Annotated in this window: 25 protein-coding genes and 1 other RNA gene; 14 read left to right on the top strand and 12 right to left on the bottom strand. The window is 66.0% G+C overall.

What is annotated here, in order from left to right; translation table 11 throughout:
- Positions 1-71 precede the first annotated feature (71 nt).
- The 4 genes from H8S47_RS02310 to aroQ form a co-directional block, all read right to left on the bottom strand.
- Positions 72-407, bottom strand: coding sequence for an arsenate reductase family protein (locus tag H8S47_RS02310; protein ID WP_187502324.1), 336 nt, complete (start codon positions 405-407; stop codon positions 72-74).
- 132 nt (positions 408-539) lie between these two features.
- Positions 540-1,892 (bottom strand): acetyl-CoA carboxylase biotin carboxylase subunit, encoded by a 1,353-nt coding sequence (gene accC, locus H8S47_RS02305; RefSeq protein ID WP_187502323.1) that lies wholly within the window; start codon positions 1,890-1,892, stop codon positions 540-542.
- Positions 1,892-2,380, bottom strand: coding sequence for an acetyl-CoA carboxylase biotin carboxyl carrier protein (gene accB, locus H8S47_RS02300; RefSeq protein WP_107955192.1), 489 nt, complete (start codon positions 2,378-2,380; stop codon positions 1,892-1,894). The genes accC and accB overlap by 1 nt, the downstream gene beginning before the upstream one ends.
- A 14-nt stretch (positions 2,381-2,394) precedes the next feature.
- Entirely contained in the window at positions 2,395-2,841 is a 447-nt protein-coding gene (gene aroQ, locus H8S47_RS02295; RefSeq protein WP_398456663.1) for a type II 3-dehydroquinate dehydratase, read from the bottom strand.
- Between the two features lie 170 nt (positions 2,842-3,011).
- Between aroQ and thiS the strand changes: the two genes are divergently transcribed.
- The 3 genes from thiS (at position 3,012) to H8S47_RS02280 (ending at position 5,251) form a co-directional block, all read left to right on the top strand.
- Positions 3,012-4,004 carry a sulfur carrier protein ThiS gene (gene thiS / locus H8S47_RS02290; RefSeq protein ID WP_187502322.1) on the top strand — a complete coding sequence of 331 codons (993 nt, stop codon included), beginning with the start codon at positions 3,012-3,014 and terminating at the stop codon, positions 4,002-4,004.
- Between the two features lie 124 nt (positions 4,005-4,128).
- Entirely contained in the window at positions 4,129-4,311 is a 183-nt protein-coding gene (locus H8S47_RS02285) for a CsbD family protein (protein ID WP_056050734.1), read from the top strand.
- 277 nt (positions 4,312-4,588) lie between these two features.
- Positions 4,589-5,251, top strand: coding sequence for an HAD-IA family hydrolase (locus tag H8S47_RS02280; RefSeq protein WP_187502321.1), 663 nt, complete (start codon positions 4,589-4,591; stop codon positions 5,249-5,251).
- A gap of 6 nt (positions 5,252-5,257) precedes the next feature.
- Here the strand turns inward: H8S47_RS02280 and H8S47_RS02275 are convergent, their stop codons facing one another.
- The 5 genes from H8S47_RS02275 to H8S47_RS02255 form a co-directional block, all read right to left on the bottom strand.
- A complete protein-coding gene (locus H8S47_RS02275; protein ID WP_214654896.1) occupies positions 5,258-5,443 on the bottom strand; it encodes a hypothetical protein in 186 nt (61 codons plus the stop codon).
- 69 nt (positions 5,444-5,512) lie between these two features.
- The gene (locus tag H8S47_RS02270; RefSeq protein ID WP_187502319.1) at positions 5,513-6,517 is read right to left on the bottom strand and encodes an alpha/beta hydrolase; all 1,005 of its coding nucleotides are present in this window, start codon (positions 6,515-6,517) and stop codon (positions 5,513-5,515) included.
- Between the two features lie 85 nt (positions 6,518-6,602).
- Positions 6,603-7,028, bottom strand: a complete 426-nt coding sequence (locus H8S47_RS02265; protein WP_187502318.1) for an MAPEG family protein — start codon at positions 7,026-7,028, stop codon at positions 6,603-6,605.
- Between the two features lie 205 nt (positions 7,029-7,233).
- Complete coding sequence (locus H8S47_RS02260) at positions 7,234-8,295, bottom strand: 1,9-bis(guanidino)-5-aza-nonane synthase (RefSeq protein WP_056048328.1); 1,062 nt, start codon at positions 8,293-8,295, stop codon at positions 7,234-7,236.
- Positions 8,296-8,457: 162 nt separating this feature from the next.
- The gene (locus tag H8S47_RS02255; RefSeq protein WP_187502317.1) at positions 8,458-9,693 is read right to left on the bottom strand and encodes a type III PLP-dependent enzyme; all 1,236 of its coding nucleotides are present in this window, start codon (positions 9,691-9,693) and stop codon (positions 8,458-8,460) included.
- A 137-nt stretch (positions 9,694-9,830) separates the two neighbouring features.
- Between H8S47_RS02255 and H8S47_RS02250 the strand changes: the two genes are divergently transcribed.
- Positions 9,831-10,793, top strand: coding sequence for a threonine ammonia-lyase (locus H8S47_RS02250; protein WP_187502316.1), 963 nt, complete (start codon positions 9,831-9,833; stop codon positions 10,791-10,793).
- Positions 10,790-10,969, top strand: a complete 180-nt coding sequence (locus H8S47_RS02245; RefSeq protein ID WP_187502315.1) for a hypothetical protein — start codon at positions 10,790-10,792, stop codon at positions 10,967-10,969. The genes H8S47_RS02250 and H8S47_RS02245 overlap by 4 nt, the downstream gene beginning before the upstream one ends.
- A gap of 147 nt (positions 10,970-11,116) precedes the next feature.
- Here H8S47_RS02245 and H8S47_RS02240 read toward each other — a convergent pair whose 3' ends face one another.
- Positions 11,117-11,773 carry an alpha/beta hydrolase gene (locus H8S47_RS02240; protein ID WP_056048342.1) on the bottom strand — a complete coding sequence of 219 codons (657 nt, stop codon included), beginning with the start codon at positions 11,771-11,773 and terminating at the stop codon, positions 11,117-11,119.
- 81 nt (positions 11,774-11,854) lie between these two features.
- Here H8S47_RS02240 and H8S47_RS02235 point away from each other — a divergent pair, with 81 nt between their 5' ends.
- From H8S47_RS02235 to H8S47_RS02195, 9 genes are all read left to right on the top strand, one after another.
- Positions 11,855-12,886: a cysteine desulfurase family protein gene (locus tag H8S47_RS02235; protein ID WP_268932969.1), complete on the top strand. Its 1,032-nt coding sequence runs from the start codon at positions 11,855-11,857 to the stop codon at positions 12,884-12,886.
- Positions 12,883-14,145: a cysteine desulfurase family protein gene (locus H8S47_RS02230; protein ID WP_235982561.1), complete on the top strand. Its 1,263-nt coding sequence runs from the start codon at positions 12,883-12,885 to the stop codon at positions 14,143-14,145. Before H8S47_RS02235 ends, H8S47_RS02230 begins: the two co-directional genes overlap by 4 nt.
- Positions 14,142-14,447 carry a 2Fe-2S iron-sulfur cluster-binding protein gene (locus H8S47_RS02225; protein ID WP_187502429.1) on the top strand — a complete coding sequence of 102 codons (306 nt, stop codon included), beginning with the start codon at positions 14,142-14,144 and terminating at the stop codon, positions 14,445-14,447. Before H8S47_RS02230 ends, H8S47_RS02225 begins: the two co-directional genes overlap by 4 nt.
- A 123-nt stretch (positions 14,448-14,570) precedes the next feature.
- Complete coding sequence (locus tag H8S47_RS02220; RefSeq protein WP_187502314.1) at positions 14,571-14,885, top strand: hypothetical protein; 315 nt, start codon at positions 14,571-14,573, stop codon at positions 14,883-14,885.
- A gap of 108 nt (positions 14,886-14,993) precedes the next feature.
- Complete coding sequence (locus tag H8S47_RS02215; RefSeq protein ID WP_187502313.1) at positions 14,994-15,233, top strand: hypothetical protein; 240 nt, start codon at positions 14,994-14,996, stop codon at positions 15,231-15,233.
- Positions 15,234-15,291: 58 nt separating this feature from the next.
- An RNA gene (ffs, locus tag H8S47_RS02210) (signal recognition particle sRNA small type) lies at positions 15,292-15,385 on the top strand.
- Positions 15,386-15,579: 194 nt separating this feature from the next.
- Positions 15,580-17,277: a DNA polymerase III subunit gamma/tau gene (locus H8S47_RS02205; RefSeq protein WP_187502312.1), complete on the top strand. Its 1,698-nt coding sequence runs from the start codon at positions 15,580-15,582 to the stop codon at positions 17,275-17,277.
- On the top strand, positions 17,274-17,597 hold the full coding sequence (locus H8S47_RS02200) for a YbaB/EbfC family nucleoid-associated protein (RefSeq protein ID WP_187502311.1): 324 nt from the start codon (positions 17,274-17,276) through the stop codon (positions 17,595-17,597). The genes H8S47_RS02205 and H8S47_RS02200 overlap by 4 nt, the downstream gene beginning before the upstream one ends.
- A 177-nt stretch (positions 17,598-17,774) precedes the next feature.
- Positions 17,775-18,017: a hypothetical protein gene (locus H8S47_RS02195; protein WP_187502310.1), complete on the top strand. Its 243-nt coding sequence runs from the start codon at positions 17,775-17,777 to the stop codon at positions 18,015-18,017.
- Between the two features lie 221 nt (positions 18,018-18,238).
- On the opposite strand, the gene mtgA is transcribed toward H8S47_RS02195, so the two are convergent.
- Both mtgA and H8S47_RS02185 read right to left on the bottom strand, forming a co-directional pair.
- Positions 18,239-18,913 carry a monofunctional biosynthetic peptidoglycan transglycosylase gene (gene mtgA, locus H8S47_RS02190; protein WP_187502309.1) on the bottom strand — a complete coding sequence of 225 codons (675 nt, stop codon included), beginning with the start codon at positions 18,911-18,913 and terminating at the stop codon, positions 18,239-18,241.
- A gap of 9 nt (positions 18,914-18,922) precedes the next feature.
- Positions 18,923-20,075: flavin monoamine oxidase family protein (locus H8S47_RS02185; RefSeq protein WP_187502308.1), on the bottom strand; the 1,153-nt coding region annotated here is incomplete at its 5' end.

The raw sequence follows: 20,075 nt of genomic DNA, 5'->3' as shown, positions 1-20,075 counted from the left end.
ATCGTTGATTTCACTGCCCGAAATTGCGGCACCTGGCCGGTGCGTGCGCAATCCAAGGGCAGGGGAGCCGATCACAGGATTTCGTGCAGCCGCGCGATCGGGCGTCCGAGCCGGACGCCCTTGTCGGTCTCGACCAGCGGGCGCTCAATCAGCAAGGGATCGATCATCATCGCCTCGAGGATCGCCTCGGCGTCGCCGTGCTTGACCGACTTGGCGCCATCCTCTGCCATGCGAAGGCCCTGGCGCGGTGTCATGCCTGCCCGATCGTAAAGGCGGACGAGCTCCGCGCGGGACGGAGGGTTCTTCAGATATTCGACGATGGCGACATCCGCTCCTGCCTCCTGCAGCAGGGCGAGCGCCTCGCGGGACTTGGAGCAACGCGGGTTGTGGTAGATCGTCGCCTTCACGAATGCTCCGTCAAAACTCCCCTCCCTGGAAGGGAGGGGTAGGGGGTGGGTCGGTTTCGAGGGAATGTCCGGCCCGCCCCGAGCCGACCTACCCCCGGCCCCTCCCTTCCAGGGAGGGGGGAAGTCAGGCGCTTACGCCCCCTGCTTGGCTAACCATTCTTCCAGCCACTTGATCGTGTACGCGCCTTCCTGGAACTCGGGATCGTCGAGCAGCGCACGGTGCAGCGGGATCGTCGTCGTGACGCCCTCGATCACCATCTCCTCAAGCGCACGCCGCAACCGCCGCAGCGCACCCTGCCGAGTCGTCCCGTAGACGATCAGCTTGGCGATCATCGAGTCGTAGTAAGGCGGCACGCGGTACCCCGCATACAGCCCGCTATCGACGCGCACATGCATCCCGCCCGGCGCATGATACACCTTCACCAGCCCCGGCGACGGCGCGAAGGTACGCGGGTCCTCGGCGTTGATGCGGCATTCGATCGCATGGCCGCGGAACTGCACGTCTTCCTGGCGCAGCGTCAGCGGATGCCCCTCGGCGACGCGGATCTGTTCGCGAACGAGATCGAGGCCGGTGATCATCTCGGTCACCGGATGTTCGACCTGAAGCCGGGTGTTCATCTCGATGAAGTAGAATTCGCCCGCTTCCCACAGGAACTCGATCGTCCCCGCGCCGCGATAGCCCATGTCGGCCATCGCCTTGGCGACGATCCCGCCCATCCGTTCGCGTTCTTCGGCGGTGATGATCGGCGAGGGGGCTTCCTCGAGCACCTTCTGGTGGCGGCGCTGCAACGAGCAGTCGCGCTCTCCCAGGTGGATCGCGTTACCCTCACCGTCGCCGAAGATCTGGAATTCGATATGCCGCGGGTTGCCGAGGTATTTTTCCATGTAGACGGTGGCGTCGCCGAACGCGGCCTTCGCCTCGCTGCCGGCCTGCTGCATCTGCGTTTCGAGATCGTCGGCATCGTTGACAACCTTCATCCCGCGACCACCGCCGCCCGATGCCGCCTTGATGATCACCGGATAGCCGATCGACTCGGCGATCGCCTTTGCCTCGGCAATGTCGCTGATTGCGCCGTCCGAACCGGGGACGAGCGGCAACCCGAGCGCGCCCGCGGTGCGCTTCGCCTGGACCTTGTCGCCCATCGTGCGGATGTGCTCGGGCTTGGGCCCGACGAAAAGGATGTTGTGCAGCTCGACGATCTCGGCGAACTGCGCGTTCTCGCTGAGAAAACCGTAGCCCGGATGGATCGCGTCGGCGCCGCTGATCTCTGCCGCCGAGATGATGTTCGGGATGTTCAGATAGCTGTCCGCGGCCGACGGCGGTCCGATGCAGATCGCCTCGTCGGCGAGCCGCACGTGCATCGCGTCGGCGTCGGCGGTCGAGTGCACCGCGACCGTCTTGATGCCCATCTCGTGGCAGGCACGGTGGATCCGCAGCGCGATCTCGCCGCGATTCGCGATTAGCAGCTTCTTGATTTGCGGCATTATTCGACCACGACCAGCGGCTGGTCGAACTCGACCGGCTGGCCGTTCTCGACCAGGATCGCGGTCACGGTGCCGGCCGACGGCGCTACGATCGTGTTCATCACCTTCATAGCCTCGATGATCAGCAGCGTGTCGCCGGCGTTGACCTTCTGGCCGACCGTCGAGAACGGCTTCGCCTCGGGGTTGGCGGCGAGATAGACGGTGCCGACCATCGGCGACTTGACCGCGCTAGCGCTGATCGCCGGAGCGGACGCGCCGACCTCGGCCTGCGGGATCGACAGCGGTGCCGAGACAGGGGCCGGAGCGGGCGCCGGCGCGTAATGCGCGACGGGGGCAGCTTGGGCGGCCTTGCGCGCGACGCGAATGCGGCGCGAGCCGTCCTCGACTTCGATCTCGGTCAGCTGCGTGGTGTCGAGCAGTTCGGCGAGCTGGCGCACCAGGGTCACATCGACCTGCATCGCACCGGTGTTTTCGGTTGTATCGTTCATGGCGGGGCCTCCTGTCAGAACCGTGCGACGGCTTCAAGCGCGAGCAGATACGAAAGCGCGCCGAAACCGGCGATCGTGCCCTTCGCCGCCTGGCCGACCAGGCTCACATGCCTGAACGATTCACGCTTGTGGGGATTGGAAAGATGCACTTCGATCACCGGCGTCTTCACGCCCTTGATCGCGTCGTGCACCGCGACCGAGGTATGCGTGAACGCACCCGCGTTGAGGATCACGGCCTTTGCCCCGCGCGCCTGCGCCTCGTGCAGCCAGTCGACGAGGTGCCCCTCGTGATTCGACTGGCGCATGTCGATCTCCAGGTCGAGCTCGCGGGCGCGATCCTCCAGCATCCCGGCGATATCGTCGAGCGTCTCATCGCCATAGATCTCCGGCTCGCGCGTTCCCAGCAAATTGAGGTTGGGGCCGTTCAGGACGAACACTGTCGCAGTGACGGTATCTGGCAAGGGCAGCTCCTGGTTGCGGGGGCTGCAAACGACCCCCTATATGCGTCGTCCCACCCTTACCCGTTCGTGTCGAGCGAAGTCGAGATATGAGACCGGCAGCGGACGGGTGGTTTCTCGATCAGCCTGTCCCGAGCCATGTCGAGGGGCTCGAAACGAACGGAAAGTTTTGCATGCCCCACTCCGATGGTACCGTCTCCATTACCGTCAACGGCGAACACAAGCGTGTCACTGCCGGGTTGAGCCTCGCGGGACTCGCGACCGAACTCGGCCTCGTACCCGAGAAGATCGCGGTCGAGCGCAACATGGAGGTCGTGCCGCGCTCGACGCTGGCCGACGTCATGGTCGAGGACGGTGACGACCTCGAGATCGTCCACTTCGTCGGTGGTGGCGACCATGAGGACAGCTGGACCGTCGCAGGCCAGACCTTCACGTCTCGGCTGATCGTCGGCACCGGCAAGTACAAGGATTTCGCGCAGAACGCCGCCGCGGTCGAGGCGTCGGGCGCGGAGATCGTCACCGTCGCCGTCCGCCGCGTCAACGTGTCGGATCGCAACGCGCCGATGCTGACCGACTTCATCGACCCGAAGAAGATCACCTACCTCCCCAATACCGCGGGTTGCTTCGATGCCGAATCGGCGATTCGCACGTTGCGGCTGGCGCGCGAGGCGGGCGGCTGGGAGCTGGTAAAGCTCGAAGTGCTCGGCGAGGCGAAGACGCTCTATCCCGACATGGTCGAGACGTTGCGCGCGACCGAGATCCTTGCCAATGAAGGCTTCAAGCCGATGGTCTATTGCGTCGACGATCCGATCGCCACCAAGCGCCTCGAGAATGCAGGCGCGGTCGCGATCATGCCGCTGGGCGCACCGATCGGCTCGGGCCTCGGAATCCAGAACCGCGTGACGATCCGCCTGATCGTCGAGGGGGCAGGGGTGCCCGTGCTGGTCGACGCCGGCGTCGGCACCGCGTCCGATGCGGCGGTGGCGATGGAGCTCGGCTGCGATGGGGTGCTCATGAACACCGCGATCGCCGAGGCGAAGGACCCTCTGATGATGGCGGCGGCGATGAAGGCGGCGGTCGAATCGGGGCGCCTCGCGTACCGCGCCGGGCGTATGGGCCAGCGTCGCTATGCCGATCCTTCGAGCCCATTGGCGGGGTTGATCTGACCCGGCTGATCGCAAAGCAGGTCATGACGCAAACGTCACGGAACCCACGGTAAAGACGGCCGTTATACCTTAGCAAGTTCAAGCGGCCCGGTTGGCGGGTCCGCAAAAGCAAGTGGAGGCTCTGATGGGCGAGTTCACCGACAAGGTCGCAGCAGCAGGCAACAAGGTTGCAGGCAACGTCAAGGAAGCCGTCGGCAAGGCGACCGACAACGAGAAGCTGGTAGCCGAAGGCGAAGCGCAGCAGGCCAAGGGCACTGCGCAGAACGTCAAGGGCAGCGTCAAGGGCGCACTCGGCGACGACATCTAAGCTTTAGCTTGATGCAGGAATACAGGCCGCTTCGGGAAACCGGAGCGGCCTTTTCTTTGTGTGGCAGGTTTTTGCTGCCGTCACTATCAGACTGCCACCACCCCGGCGAACGCCGGGCCCCAATTGGGGGACGATTCTGATTAAGGGCGGCGCGCCATTACCTCGGACATGCCAATTGGGCCCCGGCCTTCGCCGGTGTGGTAGATTGCCGGGGTGGTGCGGAGCGCTGAACCAAACCGCCTTGCCCAATATCCAACCCTCCCTCACAAGCACCCGCATGACCCTCCCGACCCGCAGCTACGCCGCGTTCCTGTTCGACATGGACGGCACGATTCTCACCTCGATCGCGTCGGCCGAGCGCACCTGGACCAAATGGGCGATCGCGCACGGCCTCGACGCCGCGACGTTCGTGCCGACGATCCACGGCGTGCAATCGGTCGAGACCGTCCGCCGCCTGAACCTCCTCGGCGTCGACCCCGTCGCCGAAGCCGCAGCGATCACCGCGGCCGAGATGGTGGACGTCGATGACATCGAACCGATCGCCGGTGCCGCCGCCTTCCTCGCGAGCCTGCCGCCCGAACGCTGGACGATCGTCACCTCGGCCCCGCGCGCGCTGGCTGAGGTCCGCCTCAAGGCCGCCGGACTGCCGATCCCCGCCACCATGATCGCCGCCGACGACATCCCCAACGGCAAACCCGCGCCTGATTGCTTCCTCGTCGCTGCCGAACGTCTCGGCGTCGCGGCCAGGGATTGCCTCGTGTTCGAAGACGCCGCCGCCGGAATCACCGCAGGCGAGGCGGCAGGAGCAGACGTGCTGGTCATTACCGCCACCCACGGCGCGGCGCATGATCTCGCCGCGCGGCATGTACGGATCATCGACTATCGGGACGTAACGGTCGTGACGCAACCCGACGGCGGATTGGTCCTCGCGCCCCGCTGAGCAAGTCTAGTTCGAAGTACTTGATCGCTGCGCCCGCGCGATCAGTTCATCGAGCGCCGCCTCATCCAGCCGCCCGGCGGTCCGCAGCGCGGCTTCGGGCGTCATCGCAATGATCTCCCCGTCCGGCCCGTCGATGATCACCTCGCCATTTTCATGGAACACGTCGCGGGGTTGGGCATGCGGACGGGTCATCGCGCTCTCCTGGCTTTTCGGGATCAACGTCAGCCGGCACATATAGGTCCGTCATGCTGGCCTACATCGTCACCCCGAGACGAGTTCGCCCATCCAGCGATCGAACAATTGCGGCCATAACGATCCAGGCGAACGCGGCGACAGGCGCGTGCCGAACCCGTGGCCGCCGTGCTGGAGGAAATGCGCTTCCACCGGGATGCCGGCGCGGCGTGCGGCGGCCAGCGTGTCGACGCTGTTCGCGACCGGCACGGTGGTGTCGTCCTCGGCATGGACCAGGAACAGCGGCGGATCGCCAGCCTTTAACTGCCGGTCGATCGCGAAGCGTGCTTGTACCGCCGGCAGGGGATCGGGGCCCAGCAGGTTGGCGCGCGATCCGCCATGGCTCCGGCCTGGATCCATGTTCGAGACCGCATACATGAGCCCGGCCCAGGCGGGGCGCGCCGAATGCCGGTCTGTGGCATCGATCGGACGATAGGCCTTGAAATCGTGCAGCACGGCCACCGATCCTGCCAGATGTCCGCCCGCCGAAAAGCCAAGCACGCCAAGCTTTTCCGCCCTGATCCCATAGGCGCGCGCATTGGCACGGATCAGCCGCATCGCGCGCTGCGCGTCGGCGAGCGGGACATCGGCGCGGTCGGCCCAGCCTTCGCCCGGCAGGCGGTAGCTGAGCACGAACGCGGTGATTCCGAAACCATTCAGCACGCGCGCGACGTCGATCCCCTCGTTGCGCAGCGACGTGATCGAGTAGCCGCCGCCGGGCACGATCAACATCGCCCGACCGTCGGGACGAGCCGGGCGGAACACGCCGACCTCGGCGCGCAGCACCCCGCGCATCTGGAAATCGCGATAGCCGTCGGGATAACGCGGCATGCGCGGCTGAGGGATCGGCAGGGGGTTCGGCGCCCCCTGCGGGATACCGGGCCACAGCGCGAATCGCTCGGCGGGCGGCCACATCGGCACATCCATAGCCCGCGGTTGAGCGGCGGTGAACTGTGCACCACTCCGCGCGAATGCAGGAAGCGTCAGCCCGGCGGCGAGAGGGAGGGTGAGGAGCGAACGGCGATCGAAAGTCATGCCGAAATACTAGACGATCGAACTGCGTTGGGGGAGGGGCGTGCGCCGTAATCGGCAATTATTCGTGCGCGTTATCGTCGTTGTCTCAAAACACGGCGAGTGCGGCGTGCAGCGTAAGCGCGACGAGCATCAGGCTCGACACCATGAAAAACAGAAAGCGCGCGCGGACGCGGTTGCTGGTCGCCTGGACAAGGCTATGGGCGATCCGCAGTCCGACATAGGCCCAGGCGATCCAGGCGTTGACGCCGCTGCCCGTGCCGCTCAGCGCGAGAACGGCGCAGACCGCGTAAAACAGCGTCGGCTGCTCCATGAGGTGATTGTGGTTGTGCGCCTTCCACTGCACCTGCGGAGGCAGCGATCGATCCGCATCGGACGCCTTGGTGCCGACGAGCTTGCCCATATCGACGCCGGCCGCCTTCATCGCCGGCAACCGCGTCGCGAGCGTCCAGCCCAGCATCACGAGCGTCCACGCGATCAGCACGACCATCGGTTGCAGGATATCACTGTGCATGAAAAAGCCTCCCCCGGTTATCCAGAGGAGGCTGCATCAATTGCCCGGAGGGGGCAACGGTATCTCTAATCCGCCCCCGCCAGGGGGAGGTGGTAGGCGCTTGCCTGACGGAGGGGGAGGAAAGGGCAAACGGGCGTTATCGCCGCCTCCCCCTCCGCCGCTTCGCGCCACCTCCCCCTTGCAGGGGAGGATCAGCGAAGTAGCCTCAGGCCTTGTCGAAGCTCGCGCCCCACTTGCGGACCGGGCGGTCCTTCCAAAGACCACGATGATACGCGTCCGACGCCAGCAACGGCATGACCGAGCCGGCCTCCGCGAACACCATCTGCTCGATGCCCGTGTTCACCTTGCCCCACGAAGCCGCTTCCTGCAGCGTCGACGACGAGCAAGCACCGTCGCGCACGTCGGCAACCGTGATCTGCACCGCGTACTTGTGGACCTGGACGTCGTCGTGACCGAGGATCTCGGCGCAGACGACGGTGTCCTGGATGAAGTTCTTCGGCACACCGCCACCGATCATCAGCAGGCCCGTGGTGCCTGCCTTGATCTTGATTTCGGTGAGCTCGCGGAAGTCGGCGATCGCGTCGAGGACCATGTACGGCTTGCCCGCCTTCACTGCGTCGACCTGATGCTTGACCAGGCCGAAGCCCGCCGACGAGTCGACGAACGCCGGGCAGAAGATCGGCACGTCATGCTCGTAGGCGAGCTTGACGAGGCTGTTTTCCTTCTTGCCGTGCTCGACGAGATACTTGCCCATCTCGCGGATGAACTCGCGGCTCGAATAGGCGCGCGGCTCGAGCGTCTCGGCGATCTCGAAGATCGTGTGGTCGACGTGCTGGAGCTCTTCCTCGTCGATATAGGTGTCGTAGATCCGGTCGATCATCAGCGAGCGCAGCACGTCGTCGTGCGGCACTTCGAGCGCCTGATAATGCTTGTGGCCGAGGCCCTCGAAGAAATCCATGTCGACGATCGTCGCGCCGGTCGCGACGATGCCGTCGATCATGTTGTTGCGCAGCAGCTCGGCATACAGGTCCATGCAACCGCCGGCGCTCGTCGAGCCCGCGATCACGAGGAAGATCGTGCAGTCCTTGTCGGCCAGCATCTGGTTGTAGATGTCGGTCGCACGGCCGAGATCGCGGCTGGTGAACGACATCTTCTTCATCGCGTCGACGATCGGCCGCGCGTCGAAGCTGGTGATGTCGATATGCTCGACGGTGGTCGAAAGGAGTTCCGCCTTGCGCTGCGCGTCGATGCGGGTGTCTTCGGTCATGTCTAATTTCTCCTGATCCCCCCTCCCGCCTGCGGGAGGGGGCTAGGGGGTGGGCGCCCGCTCACCGCGAACGCGCCGAATGTGGAAAACGCGCGCCCACCCCTCGGTCCCCTCCCGCATGCGGGAAGGGAAGACGAAGAGCGAACGATTACTGAGTGTTGGTTACAGCTTGACGACGTTCGACGCGAGGTCCTGGAACCGTTCGTCATACAGCGAGACCATCGGCTCGTCGGTGACGATCACCGTCTCGTCAGATCCGAACCCGTTGAACGCGGTCCGCATCGCCGAGCCATACGCGCCGAGCATGCCGATCTCGATGTAATCGCCAGCCTGCGTGTCCGCGGGCAGCATGAATGGGCCGACCATATAGTCCATGTCGTCGCACGTCGGACCATAGAAGCTGAACTCCATGTCCTTCGCACGGCTGTCAGGCTCGCGGAGCAGTTCGGTCGGAAAACGCCAGCCGATATGCGCCGCATCGAACAGCGCGCCATACGCGCCGTCGTTGATATACAGCTCGGTCCCGCGACGCTTTTCGACGCGCACGATGATCGACGAATATTCCGCGCAAAGCGCCCGGCCCGGTTCGCACCACAGTTCGGACGAATAGCTGACGGGCAGCGATTCGAACGCACGGTGGATCGTCTCGAAGAAATGCTCGAGCGGCGGGGGCTCCATGCCGGGATACGAGGACGGGAAGCCGCCGCCGACGTCGATGACGTCGACCGTGACCGCCGCCTCGACGATCGCCGCACGGACGCGCTCCATCGCGTTCGAATAGGCCTCCGGGGTCATCGCCTGCGATCCGACATGGAAGCAGATGCCGAGTGCGTCCGCAGCCTGGCGGGCCGCGAACAGCAGCTCCTTGGCTTCGTGCGGGGCCGCACCGAACTTCGACGCGAGGCTCAGCTTCGAATGCTCCGACGACACGCGCAGGCGCACGCAGAGCGTCAGGTCAGTGGCTTCGCGAGTAGCGCGAACGACCTTGTCGAGCTCTTCGAGGCTGTCGAGGCTGAAGGTGCGGACGCCGTGCGTGAAATACGCTTCGGCGATGGCTTCCTCGGCCTTGACCGGGTGCATGAAGCACAGCGTAGCCTCGGGGAGCGTCCGTGCGACCAGGCGCACTTCGGCGATCGACGCCACGTCGTAATGCGTGATGCCGTTGTCCCACAGGATCTGCAGGAGTTCGGGAGACGGGTTCGCCTTCACCGCATACATCGAGCGACCCGGAAACTTCTCGACGAAGAACCGAGCGGCGCGCGCAGCAGCGTGCGGACGAACGAGCGTTACCGGGTTGACCGGGCGCCCTTTAGCGATGTCGATGCCGCTCCCGATGCGGGAGGTGTCGGCGGTCGAATGGGCTTTCGCTAACCCCAGCGCGATATGATGCTTGACCAATTCAAGGGACCTCCAATGTCCTGAGACAAATTACGAAAACACTGCCTTGCGGTTGGAAGTCCCATGGGGCAGCGGAAGGGCGATCTACGGTCGCTTGCCCCCCATGTAAATAGGGTTGGGCGCATAGGAGCCAGTGTGTGACGATTTTGCGACAGCCAACGCGGGCGGGGGTACGGGACGCCGCGGAGAAGATCGCGCGGATACTCCCGCCGACGCCGTTGTTCGTCAGTGAAATCAAGGGCGTACCGGTCGCATTCAAGGCCGAGTCGTTGCAACCAATCGGCGCCTTCAAGATTCGCGGCGCATGGCATCGGCTCACCGCCTTGGACGAGGTGACGCGGAAAAAAGGCGTCGTCGCGTTCTCGTCGGGCAATCATGCGCAGGGTGTCGCTTGGGCGGCCAAGCGGCTAGGCATCGCGGCGACGATCGTGATGCCGTCGGATGCGCCGCGACTGAAGCGCGAGTCGACCTTGGCACTGGGCGCGGAGGTGGTGATCTACGACCGCGCCACCGAAAGCCGCGAGACGATCGCCGCAGGGCTGGCCGAGGCGCGCGGCGCAACGCTGGTCCCGAGCTTCGACGACCCGTGGATCATCGAGGGGCAGGGGAGTGCGGGGATCGAGGCGGCAGCGCAGATGGCGGCGCTCGGGCTGGGCGTGCCGAGCCGCGTCGTCATACCGTGCGGTGGTGGTGGATTGTCGGCCGGCATCGCGCTGGCCTTGAAGGACAGCGCGATCACCATCGTCGAACCCGAAGGCTGGGACGACATGCGCCGCTCCCTGGAAGCATCGTGGATCGAGCCGGTCGGCCCCAACCCACCGCCGACTGCCTGCGACTCGCTCCAGACCTTGCGCGTATCGCCACTGACCTTCGACGTCCTCTCCCGCCGCGACGCGACCGGCGTAGCGGTCAGCGAACCGGAGATCGCAGCGGCGCAGCGCTGGGCCGCGGAGAAACTGCGCCTGGTGATCGAGCCGGGCGGCGCGGTCGGGCTGGCCGCGGTGCTGGCTGGCAAGGTAAAGCTCGAACCCGGCCTGCTCGTCATCCTGTCCGGCGGCAACGTCGATCTTGCTGCTTACGCAAAGGCAATGGCCGCATGAATCCCGCACTGACCTCGATCGCCGCCGCGGCGCCCGCCATCGCCATGCTGGGGATGTTCGCCTGCCTGATCGGCGGCATCACGCTGATCGTGAAGAAGCGCGATCGCAGGAAAGGCGTGCTGATGCTGGTGATGGCCGCGGTGCTGCTGGGCAACGTGGCGATCTGGACGCTCTGACTAAAAAGCCCTCTTCACTTCGGGGAGAGGGAGGGGCCCGCCGCTCTTGCGGTGGGAGGGTGAGGGGAGTTGGGGAGAGCGTATCGATCCCCAACTCCCCCTCATCCAACGCTCACGCGCCACCTTCTCCCCGAGGGGAGAAGGAGTTCACCGGATCGGCGAGTTCGGGTCGAGGCGCATGTCGAGATACTTGTCCACCGACCCCATCAGCTCCGGCATCTCATGCTCGAAGAAGTGGTTAGCCTTCGGGATCGTATCATGATGGATCGTGATGTGCTTCTGCGTCCGCAGCTTATCCACCAGCTTCTGCGTAGCACCTGGCGTCGCAACCTCGTCGGCCTCGCCCTGGATGATGATCCCACTCGACGGACACGGCGCCAGGAAGGTGAAGTCGTACAGGTTCGCCGGTGGTGCGACCGAGATGAACCCGCGGATCTCCGGACGACGCATCAGCAGCTGCATGCCGATCCACGCGCCGAAGCTGACGCCGGCGATCCAGGTCGTCTGCGCCTCGGGATGGAAGCTCTGCACCCAATCGAGCGCGCTCGCCGCATCCGACAATTCGCCGACGCCGTTGTCGAACACGCCCTGGCTCTTGCCGACACCGCGAAAGTTGAACCGCAATGTCGCGAAGCCACGCCGCTGGAAGGTCTTGTAAAGCTGCTGTACGATCGCGTTGTTCATCGTACCACCGGCCGACGGATGGGGGTGGAGGATCATCGCGACGGGCGCACGCGGACGCGGACCCGGCGCAAAACGACCTTCGAGACGGCCTTCGGGACCGGGGAAAATGACTTCTGGCATGGGCACTCGCGAGCTGGGATACGCACTCGGGTGGAGTGCGGGGTGATCTGCATTATATAGGCTGAACGCCCGTTTTCGCAATTGGAACCGACCCTGTCCCGCAACGACTCCCGCATCTACTTCGATCACGCCGCCACCACGCCGATGCGCCGCGAGGCAACCGCGGCAGTGATGGAAGGCATGGCGCGCTGGGCGAACCCGTCCTCGCCGCATGCCGAGGGGCGCGCGGCGAGGGCGGCGCTGGAGGACGCGCGGAAGCGGATCGCCAAGGCGCTGGACTGGTCGCATCACGTGATCCTGACGAGTGGCGCGAGCGAGTCCGCGGCGCTGGCGCTGCGCGGCAGGCCGGGTATCGGCGTGGCAGCGATCGAGCACGATGCGGTTCTTCGCGCGGCGGAACAGCCGGTTATGCTGGGGGTCGACGGATGCGGTATCGTCGTGAACGGGGAGGGCGCACAGGCGATCGCGCTGCAATCCGCGAACAGCGAAACCGGCGTTCTCCAGGATCGACCTGCCGGCCTCTGGATAGCCGATTGCTCGCAGACCGCCGGCAAGCTCCCGCTCCCCGACGCCGACCTCATCATCGTCTCCGCGCACAAGCTGGGTGGCCCTCCCGGCATCGGCGCGCTGCTGGTTCGCGATCTCGGCCTGCTCGACCCGACCGGCGGGCAGGAGCGCGGCTATCGCGGCGGTACCGAGAACCTCCCCGGCGCGCTGGGGTTCGCCGCCGCGCTGGAGGCCCCCAACGACTGGTTCGCCGACATGGCCGATCGCCGCGCCAAGCTCGACGAAGCCATCCTCGCAGGCGGCGGCGAGATCGTCGCGCAAAACGCCCCCCGCATCCCCACGATAGCCTCCTACCGCATGCCCGGCGTAAGTTCAGCCGCGCAGTTGATCCGCCTCGACATGGCCGGGTTCGCCGTCTCCGCCGGCAGCGCCTGTTCGTCCGGCAGCATGCGCCCCAGCCACGTCCTCGCGGCGATGGGCTATTCTGCGCAAGCCGCTGCCGAAGTCGTCCGCGTCAGCTTCGGCTGGACCACAAGGCCTGACGACGTGGCCAAGTTCGCCGAAGCCTGGACGCGCATCGCCCAGGACATAAGTCGAGCCGTATGACCTATCTCGACTACCAGGCGACCACACCGCTCGCGCCCGAAGCACTCGCCGCAATGCTCCCCTGGCTCGAATCGCAGCACGCCAACCCGCATTCCCCCCACCGCGAAGGCCGCCGCGCGAAGGCCGCCGTCGAAGTCGCGCGCGATCAGATCGCCGCACTGCTCCCCCCCGGCGGCCGCGTCGCCTTCACCAGCGGCGCGACCGAGGCGCTCAACTGGGCGATCAAGGGTACGACCGGTCCGATCGTGACGCTGGCTACCGAACACGCGGCGGTACTCGACACCGTCGCGGCCGAAGCGGCGATGGGGCGCCACGTCACGATCCTCCCAGTCGGCGCAGACGGCCTTGGTGGGAGCGACAGTCGAGGTGCCGGCAGTCAGCACGACTCTTCCCCCCTCCCTGGAAGGGAGGGGTCGGGGGTGGGTCGGCTTCCGTATGATCGAACGTCGGCGGCAAAAGCTTGCCAACCCACCCCCAGCCCCTCCCTTCCAGGGAGGGGGGAAGTCGAAAGTCGATTTACGCCAGTCGACCCCGACACATCCCGCGCCGCGATCCCCACCGGCACCGGCGTAGTCGCCACGATGCTCGTCAACAACGAGATCGGCGTCATACAGCCGATCGCCGCGCTCGCCGACGCCGCCCACGCAGCCGGCGCGTTGATGCTCTGCGACGCGGTCCAGGGCTATGGCCGCATCCCGATTCCAGACACCGTCGACCTCGTCGCCATCTCGGCACACAAGATCCACGGCCCCAAGGGCATCGGCGCACTCTGGATCCGAGACGGCATCGACCTGGCCCCGCTGATGCACGGCGGCGGGCAGGAAGCCCCCGGCCGCTCCGGCACGCTGTCGCCAGCCCTCTGCGCAGGCTTCGGCGTCGCCGCGCAACTCATGGCCGACCGCAAGGATCAGGATGCCGCGCACATCGATCGCCTCTGGTCGCTGGCCCTCGACCGCCTCGGCCCCGACTGGACGATCAACGGCTCTACCAATCACCGCTACCACGGCAACCTCAATATCCGCCGCGCCGGCCTCGACGTGAATCGCCTGATGTCCGACCTACGCGACATCGCCTTCTCCGCCGGTTCCGCCTGCGCCAGCGGCTCCGGCCGCTCCAGCCACGTCCTCCGCGCGATCGGCCTCACCGAGGCGCAGGCGCGCTCCAGCATCCGCCTGGGCTTCGGCCGAGACACCACCGAAAAAGAACTCCGCGACGCCATCGATGCGATCGTCGCCGCAGCCGAGGCGCAATGGCCATGATCGTCCGCTTCATCGCCCGCGACGGCACCGCGACCACGGTCGCCGCAAACCCCGGCGATCGCCTGCTCGATGCCGCCCAGACGCATAACCAGCCACTCGAAGGCACTTGTGAAGGCCAGCTCTCCTGCGCGACCTGCCACGTCATCGTCGAACCCGCCGATTTCGCCCGACTGCCGCCCGCGAGCGAGGACGAGGAGGATATGCTCGACCTCGCGCACAACGCGACCCGTACCAGTCGGCTCGCCTGCCAGATCCGGCTGACCGATGCGCTCGACGGATTGATCGTGCGGATCCCCGGTTAAGCCAGTCTTACTAGTCAGTAAAGCTTACAGGAAGACAACGGCCGGTTCATGGAACGTGCACGGCCGGAAGCGGATTATCCGCTCATCGCCTCAATGTACGAGGTCTTGAGAGGAGTACCGAACATGAAGATCATCGCAATGTTCGCCGCTGGCGCCTTGGCCGCGGGAACCGTTTTCGCCGCTGCACCCGCCGATGCGCAGCGTCATGGCTGGGATGGCCCACGCGGCGGCCCCGGCTGGCATGGGCCGCGTGGTAACCGCGGCTGGCACGGCCGTCGTGGATGGGACGGTCCGCGTCATGGCTATCGCGGCTACCGCGGCGGTTATCGTGACGGCGGCTATGGCTATCGCGGACCGCGCGGTTACGGCCGCTCGCGCGTCGTATGCCGGATCGAGCGTGGCTATTACGGACCGGTTCGTCGCTGCTTCCGCCGCTGAACTCGGCGTACTCAATTCTGGGGTTGATACGGAACCGTAACGATCGAGCCTCGTTTATTAACACAGGTCGCAGGACTCAGCATAGTTCGGACCCAGTAGGAGATTATCATGAAGTTGTTCACCCTCGCCGCCGCCGGTCTCGTCGCGCTCACTGGGCTCGCACCGGTCGGCATCGCTGCCGAAGCCTCGGCACAGCGCACCGTCGTCCATGAGCGCACCGTCGTGCGTCACAACGGCAACCGCCCGGGCTATCGTCGTCACGCCGTGCGCACGCGCCAGGTTTGCCGCAACGTCTACCGCAACCATCACCGCCAGCGCGTCTGCCGTACGGTTCGCGTTCGCCGCTAAGACCGAGCCCGCTCCTAAAGCGGCTTGATCATCCCGCCCGACCCCGCCATATGCGCCGCGGGAGTCGGGCGGACGTGGTCGTCGCCAACTTGGTCAGATCCGGAAGGAAGCAGCCACAACGACTAAGCCACGGGTCGTCCCGGCTCCCACCGCGAATGTCAGCAAGCTCACATGAGCGCGGCCATCGACGCAAAGCGCCGTCTGACGATGCGGCTCATCCGCAGCGCACTTCTCATTCTTAAAAAACCGATAGCAGCCCTAACCCTAGACCTCTGCGTCCGCGTGGGAACAGAAAGGGTTCGCTAGCCCTTCGACACCGCCCCCCAAACCGCCTATATCGACCGCAATGTCAGATTCCTTCGACCTCGGCGAACCCCCGCAGCCGGCCAAAGCGCCAGACGCCGCCTATCGCGTGCTTGCCCGCAAATACCGTCCGCAGACCTTTTCGGAGCTGATCGGCCAGGACGCGATGGTCCAGACGCTCGGCAACGCGATCAAGCGCGACCGGCTCGCCCACGCATTCCTGATGACCGGCGTCCGCGGCGTCGGCAAAACATCGACCGCGCGCCTCATCGCCAAGGCGCTCAACTGCATCGGTCCCGACGGGCACGGCGGTCCGACGATCGACCCCTGCGGCGTCTGCGAGCCGTGCCGCGCGATCGCGGAGGGCCGCCATATCGACGTGATCGAGATGGACGCCGCCAGCCACACCGGCGTCGACGACGTTCGCGAGATCATCGACGCGTCGCGCTATTCGGCGGTCACCGCGCGCTTCAAGATCTACATCATCGACGAAGTCCACATGCTGTCGAAGAACGCGTTCAACGCGCTGCTGAAGACGCTGGAGGAACCGCCGCCCCACGTAAAATTCCTGTTCGCGACGACCGAAGTGAACAAGGTGCCGGTGACGGTCCTCTCGCGCTGCCAGCGCTTCGACCTCCGCCGTATCTCCGCCGAACAGCTGTCGAAGCACTTCGCCTGGGTTTCCGAGCAAGAGGGCGTCGTCGCCGATCCCGAGGCGCTGATGCTGATCGCGCGCGCCGCCGAGGGCTCCGCGCGCGACGGCCTGTCGATCCTCGACCAGGCGATCGCGCATGCCGGGCTCGAAGGTGGTGGCGTGACGGCGGACGCAGTGCGCCAGATGCTCGGCCTGTCCGATCGCGGCGCGGTGCGCGACCTGCTGACGCTGATCCTCGCGGGCGACGGGGCAGGGGCGCTCGCCTCGATGCGCCGCCAATATGATTACGGCGTCGACCCGCTGTCGGTGCTCCGATCGCTGCTCGAAACCGTCCACGGCATCACGCTGACCAAGGTCGGCACCCCGCCCGATGCCGCGCAGCCGATGGAGGAGCGCGCGGCGCGCGCGGAATGGGCGGCATCGCTCGGCTACCCCGCGCTCCACCGCCTATGGCAGCTGTTTCTCAAGGGCCATGACGAGGTCGCCAAGGCGGCGCTGCCGATCGAGGCGGCGGAGATGGCGCTGCTGCGCGCGATCTACGCCTCGACGCTGCCCGATCCCGGCGAACTCGCGCGTCAGATTGCCAGTGGCGCGGCGCCCTCAGCGACACCGTCGTCACCGCCAATGCCGCCACCTGCGCCTCCGTCCGGCGAAGCGCCGCCCTGGAACGCGGCATCCGCTGCGAAGGCGCCCGAACCGGTGACGACCGGACCGATCCTGCCGCCGACGTTCGAGGCGCTGGTCGATCTGCTCGACGAATCGGGCGGCCTCGCTATCGCCGCGCGCCTACGTCACGGCGCGCGCGTCGTAAGCTATGCGCCGCCCGAGTTCGCGCTCAGCGGCAGCCGCCCGGTCTCGGCCGACACGCTCGCCGAGCTGAACACGCTATTGAAGACGGTGACGCGGACGGCGTGGAAGGTCTCGATCGTCGATGCCCCCGGCGAGCCGACATTGCGCGAGGCGCAGGACTCTGCGGACGCCGCGGTGCGCCAGGCCATTCTCGAATCCCCCATCATGAAGGCCGCGGTGGCAGCGTTTCCGGACGCCCAGCTCGAATCGTGGCCCGGTCAAAGGAGCAATGCATGAAGAATATCGATGAAATCCTCGCCATGGCGCAGAACGTCCAGAGCGAGCTCGAAAAGGCGCAGGCCAATCTCGACACGATCGAGGTCGAGGGCGCGTCCGGCGGCGGCCTCGTCAAGGTGAAGGCCTCCGCCAAGGGCCGCATCATCAACATCGCGATCGACGATTCGCTGATGCAGGTGAGCGAGAAGCAGATGCTCGAGGACCTGCTGACCGCCGCGTTCAACGACGCCCGCGCGAAGGCGGATGCGGTGTCGGGCAGCGAAATGTCGAAGATGACTAGTGGGTTGCAGCTGCCACCGGGCTTCAAGCTGCCGTTCTGAGTCGTAGTGCCACGCCGCTCTGGTGGCGAGACGCACAAGACCGGCCGGCGTGGCCCCTGCCACGACCGACGCGGGCTTGGTCCGCGGCATCGGCTGATAGGGCGCGCTGGTCGTTTCGGCGCGGGAACAATCGCTATTCGGTCGGCGTTGCGCTCTTCAGTAATCAGGGAGAGTAAAATGGCCGAAGAGCGCATCGTCGAAACGCCGACCACCCACACCACGATCATCGAACGCCGCAGCGGCGGCAGCGGCATGCTGATCGGTATCGTCCTGCTGATCGCGGTGCTGATCGGCGGGTACTATTTGTTCAGCCGCCAAGGCGCGCAAAACAGCAAGGACGCCGCGATTACGTCGGCCGCGAAGAGCGTAGGCAGTGCGGCGGACAAGGCCGGCGACGCGGTCGAGAAGTCGACGGAGTAATCACAGGTAGCTTGTCTCCCTGCGAAGGCGAGGACCCAGTCTGGGCTCCCGCCTTCGCGGGAGAACAAGGTAAGGCAAGGTCGAAGCTAGAATTCACCCCGGCGAACGCCGGGGTCCAGTTGGTGGACGTGACTGATTGAGCGCGATGCTCCATCACAGCAACCTTTCCAACTGGGCCCCGGCCTGCGCCGGGGTAGTAACGTGATGATGGGTGGTAGTGGTCAGGATCGCAGACACCCATCCAACCCATCGTTGCGCACCACCGAAACCCGCCGCGACAACGTATTCCCGTGCCGCCGCACGAACCCATGCGGATCGATCGCAGCCCGCTTCTTCGGCATGGGCAATACCGCGGCGATCCGCCCGGCCTCGGTCGGCGAAAGCCGCGACGCGTCGTGATTGAAATACCGGATCGCCCCAGCGTTCGCGCCATACGTCCCGATCCCGGTCTCGGCGATGTTGAGATATACCTCCATGATCCGCCGCTTCGGCCACAGCGCCTCGATCAGCACCGTGAAATACGCCTCGAACGCCTTCCGGACATAGCCGCCGCCCTGGAACAGGAACGCGTTCTTCGCGGTCTGCTGGCTGATCGTCGAGCCGCCGCGAATCCGCCCGCCCTGCGCATTGCGCGCCGCCGCCCCCGCGATCGCCTTGAAATCGAAGCCGTGATGCGAACAGAACCGCGAATCCTCGCCGGCAATCGCCGCGCGCGCCATGTCCGGATCCATCTCCGATAGCGGCATCCAATCCTTGGTGACGCCGCGACCCGCGATCACGTCGCCCATCATGGTCCAGGTGAACGGCACCGGCACGAACCGGTACAGCCCGACCCAGGCGACCGTGACCAACACGAACAGGAAAACGATCTTGGCGAAGATGCGGAGGAAGCCCATCGGCGTTCCTTATGCGATCGTTACGGGCTCGCCAATGACTGCGCGGGCCGCCGTGACGCCGGTTGCATAGGCGCCGTGCGCAGTCGAGAAATCGAACGGGTGGCACGCCTCGCTGGCGAAGTGGATGCGGCCGTCAACCGAGGCGGCGAGGACGGTGCGTTGCCCGGCCCGACCAACGCGCGCGTGGCTGTAGCTGCCGCCGATATAAGGTTCGTGACGCCAGCGGGTCGCGGCCAGCGGCGTGAAGCGCTTGCGCCAGTCGCTGCCGAGCAGGCCGACGAGTTCGTCGATCGCGAACTGCGCGGCATCGCCGTCCTCCAGCATTTCCGCGCAATCGCCGCCGAAGAAGCTTTCGACGATCGGCCAGCCAAAAGGCGACAGGCGGTGGCTGGCGGTGCACGCGGTGTACGGATTGCCGACCAGATGCGCGTTGGTTGGCCATTCGGGCCGGTCGACATGGAGGAACACCTTGTCCGCAAGCCCGAGCGGGAGGTCGGCAGCGGCGGCATGCTTGTCGGGCAGGGGCGGGTCGAACACGATCTGCGACTTCGCGAGAACGGTCGTGGGGACGCAGACGATGACGTGGTCCGCCTCGATCGTGCCGGCGGGGGTGTCGAGCTTTAGGCGGCGGCCGCTGTGATCAATGCGCATTACCGCGGTCGAGAGGCGGATGTTCAGGCCAACGGCTCGACTGGCGACTAGCGTGCCGTAGCCTTCCTTCACCGTCCAGTTGTCGTCTGTGGAGGCGTCTTCGTACGCTGCCCAGTCGTGGAGCGAGACTTGGGCCAGGTTCGCGCCATTGGCGTATCCGGAGATCGCGTCGATTTTCGGGCGCCATGGGTCATTCGGAGCGATGAAGTCGGATAGGGGGCGGTCGGGGCCTTCGATGGCGGCGAGCGCGCGCTCGTTCCAGGCTGAGTATGCGTCGGTGGAGGATACCTGGTCTTCCGGCGAAAAGCCGAGGTCGCGCCACTGCGTGCGCCAGTTTGCGTCGGAGCGGTCGACGGTGAAGCCGGTAGCCTCAGCTATCGAAGTCCAAGGGTTGCGTTCGGCGGAGTGCAGCCAGCCGCAACCCGCGTCTACGTGTTCCCCCGCGAAGGCGGGGGTCCAGTCTGGGCCCCCGCCTTCGCGGGGGGGCAAAAAAGCGCGCGCGAGACGCCCA

The sequence above is a fragment of the Sphingomonas albertensis genome (genome assembly GCF_014358075.1).
Lineage (GTDB): Bacteria > Pseudomonadota > Alphaproteobacteria > Sphingomonadales > Sphingomonadaceae > Sphingomonas > Sphingomonas albertensis.
This window is presented reverse-complemented; position numbering and strand designations above follow the sequence as displayed.

What these genes read in the sequence shown, in the direction of transcription:
- H8S47_RS02205 (WP_187502312.1), top strand. Translation starts at nt 15,580, where the DNA reads ATGTCAGATTCCTTCGACCTCGGCGAACCCCCGCAGCCGGCCAAAGCG.
- H8S47_RS02275 (WP_214654896.1), bottom strand. Translation starts at nt 5,443, where the DNA reads ATGACCCGTCCGCATGCCCAACCCCGCGACGTGTTCCATGAAAATGGC.
- H8S47_RS02260 (WP_056048328.1), bottom strand. Translation starts at nt 8,295, where the DNA reads ATGACCGAAGACACCCGCATCGACGCGCAGCGCAAGGCGGAACTCCTT.
- H8S47_RS02240 (WP_056048342.1), bottom strand. Translation starts at nt 11,773, where the DNA reads ATGCCAGAAGTCATTTTCCCCGGTCCCGAAGGCCGTCTCGAAGGTCGT.
- H8S47_RS02215 (WP_187502313.1), top strand. Translation starts at nt 14,994, where the DNA reads ATGAAGTTGTTCACCCTCGCCGCCGCCGGTCTCGTCGCGCTCACTGGG.
- H8S47_RS02195 (WP_187502310.1), top strand. Translation starts at nt 17,775, where the DNA reads ATGGCCGAAGAGCGCATCGTCGAAACGCCGACCACCCACACCACGATC.
- H8S47_RS02220 (WP_187502314.1), top strand. Translation starts at nt 14,571, where the DNA reads ATGAAGATCATCGCAATGTTCGCCGCTGGCGCCTTGGCCGCGGGAACC.
- H8S47_RS02285 (WP_056050734.1), top strand. Translation starts at nt 4,129, where the DNA reads ATGGGCGAGTTCACCGACAAGGTCGCAGCAGCAGGCAACAAGGTTGCA.
- H8S47_RS02270 (WP_187502319.1), bottom strand. Translation starts at nt 6,517, where the DNA reads ATGACTTTCGATCGCCGTTCGCTCCTCACCCTCCCTCTCGCCGCCGGG.
- thiS (WP_187502322.1), top strand. Translation starts at nt 3,012, where the DNA reads ATGCCCCACTCCGATGGTACCGTCTCCATTACCGTCAACGGCGAACAC.
- H8S47_RS02225 (WP_187502429.1), top strand. Translation starts at nt 14,142, where the DNA reads ATGATCGTCCGCTTCATCGCCCGCGACGGCACCGCGACCACGGTCGCC.
- H8S47_RS02245 (WP_187502315.1), top strand. Translation starts at nt 10,790, where the DNA reads ATGAATCCCGCACTGACCTCGATCGCCGCCGCGGCGCCCGCCATCGCC.
- H8S47_RS02265 (WP_187502318.1), bottom strand. Translation starts at nt 7,028, where the DNA reads ATGCACAGTGATATCCTGCAACCGATGGTCGTGCTGATCGCGTGGACG.
- mtgA (WP_187502309.1), bottom strand. Translation starts at nt 18,913, where the DNA reads ATGGGCTTCCTCCGCATCTTCGCCAAGATCGTTTTCCTGTTCGTGTTG.
- H8S47_RS02200 (WP_187502311.1), top strand. Translation starts at nt 17,274, where the DNA reads ATGAAGAATATCGATGAAATCCTCGCCATGGCGCAGAACGTCCAGAGC.
- H8S47_RS02230 (WP_235982561.1), top strand. Translation starts at nt 12,883, where the DNA reads ATGACCTATCTCGACTACCAGGCGACCACACCGCTCGCGCCCGAAGCA.
- H8S47_RS02280 (WP_187502321.1), top strand. Translation starts at nt 4,589, where the DNA reads ATGACCCTCCCGACCCGCAGCTACGCCGCGTTCCTGTTCGACATGGAC.
- accB (WP_107955192.1), bottom strand. Translation starts at nt 2,380, where the DNA reads ATGAACGATACAACCGAAAACACCGGTGCGATGCAGGTCGATGTGACC.
- accC (WP_187502323.1), bottom strand. Translation starts at nt 1,892, where the DNA reads ATGCCGCAAATCAAGAAGCTGCTAATCGCGAATCGCGGCGAGATCGCG.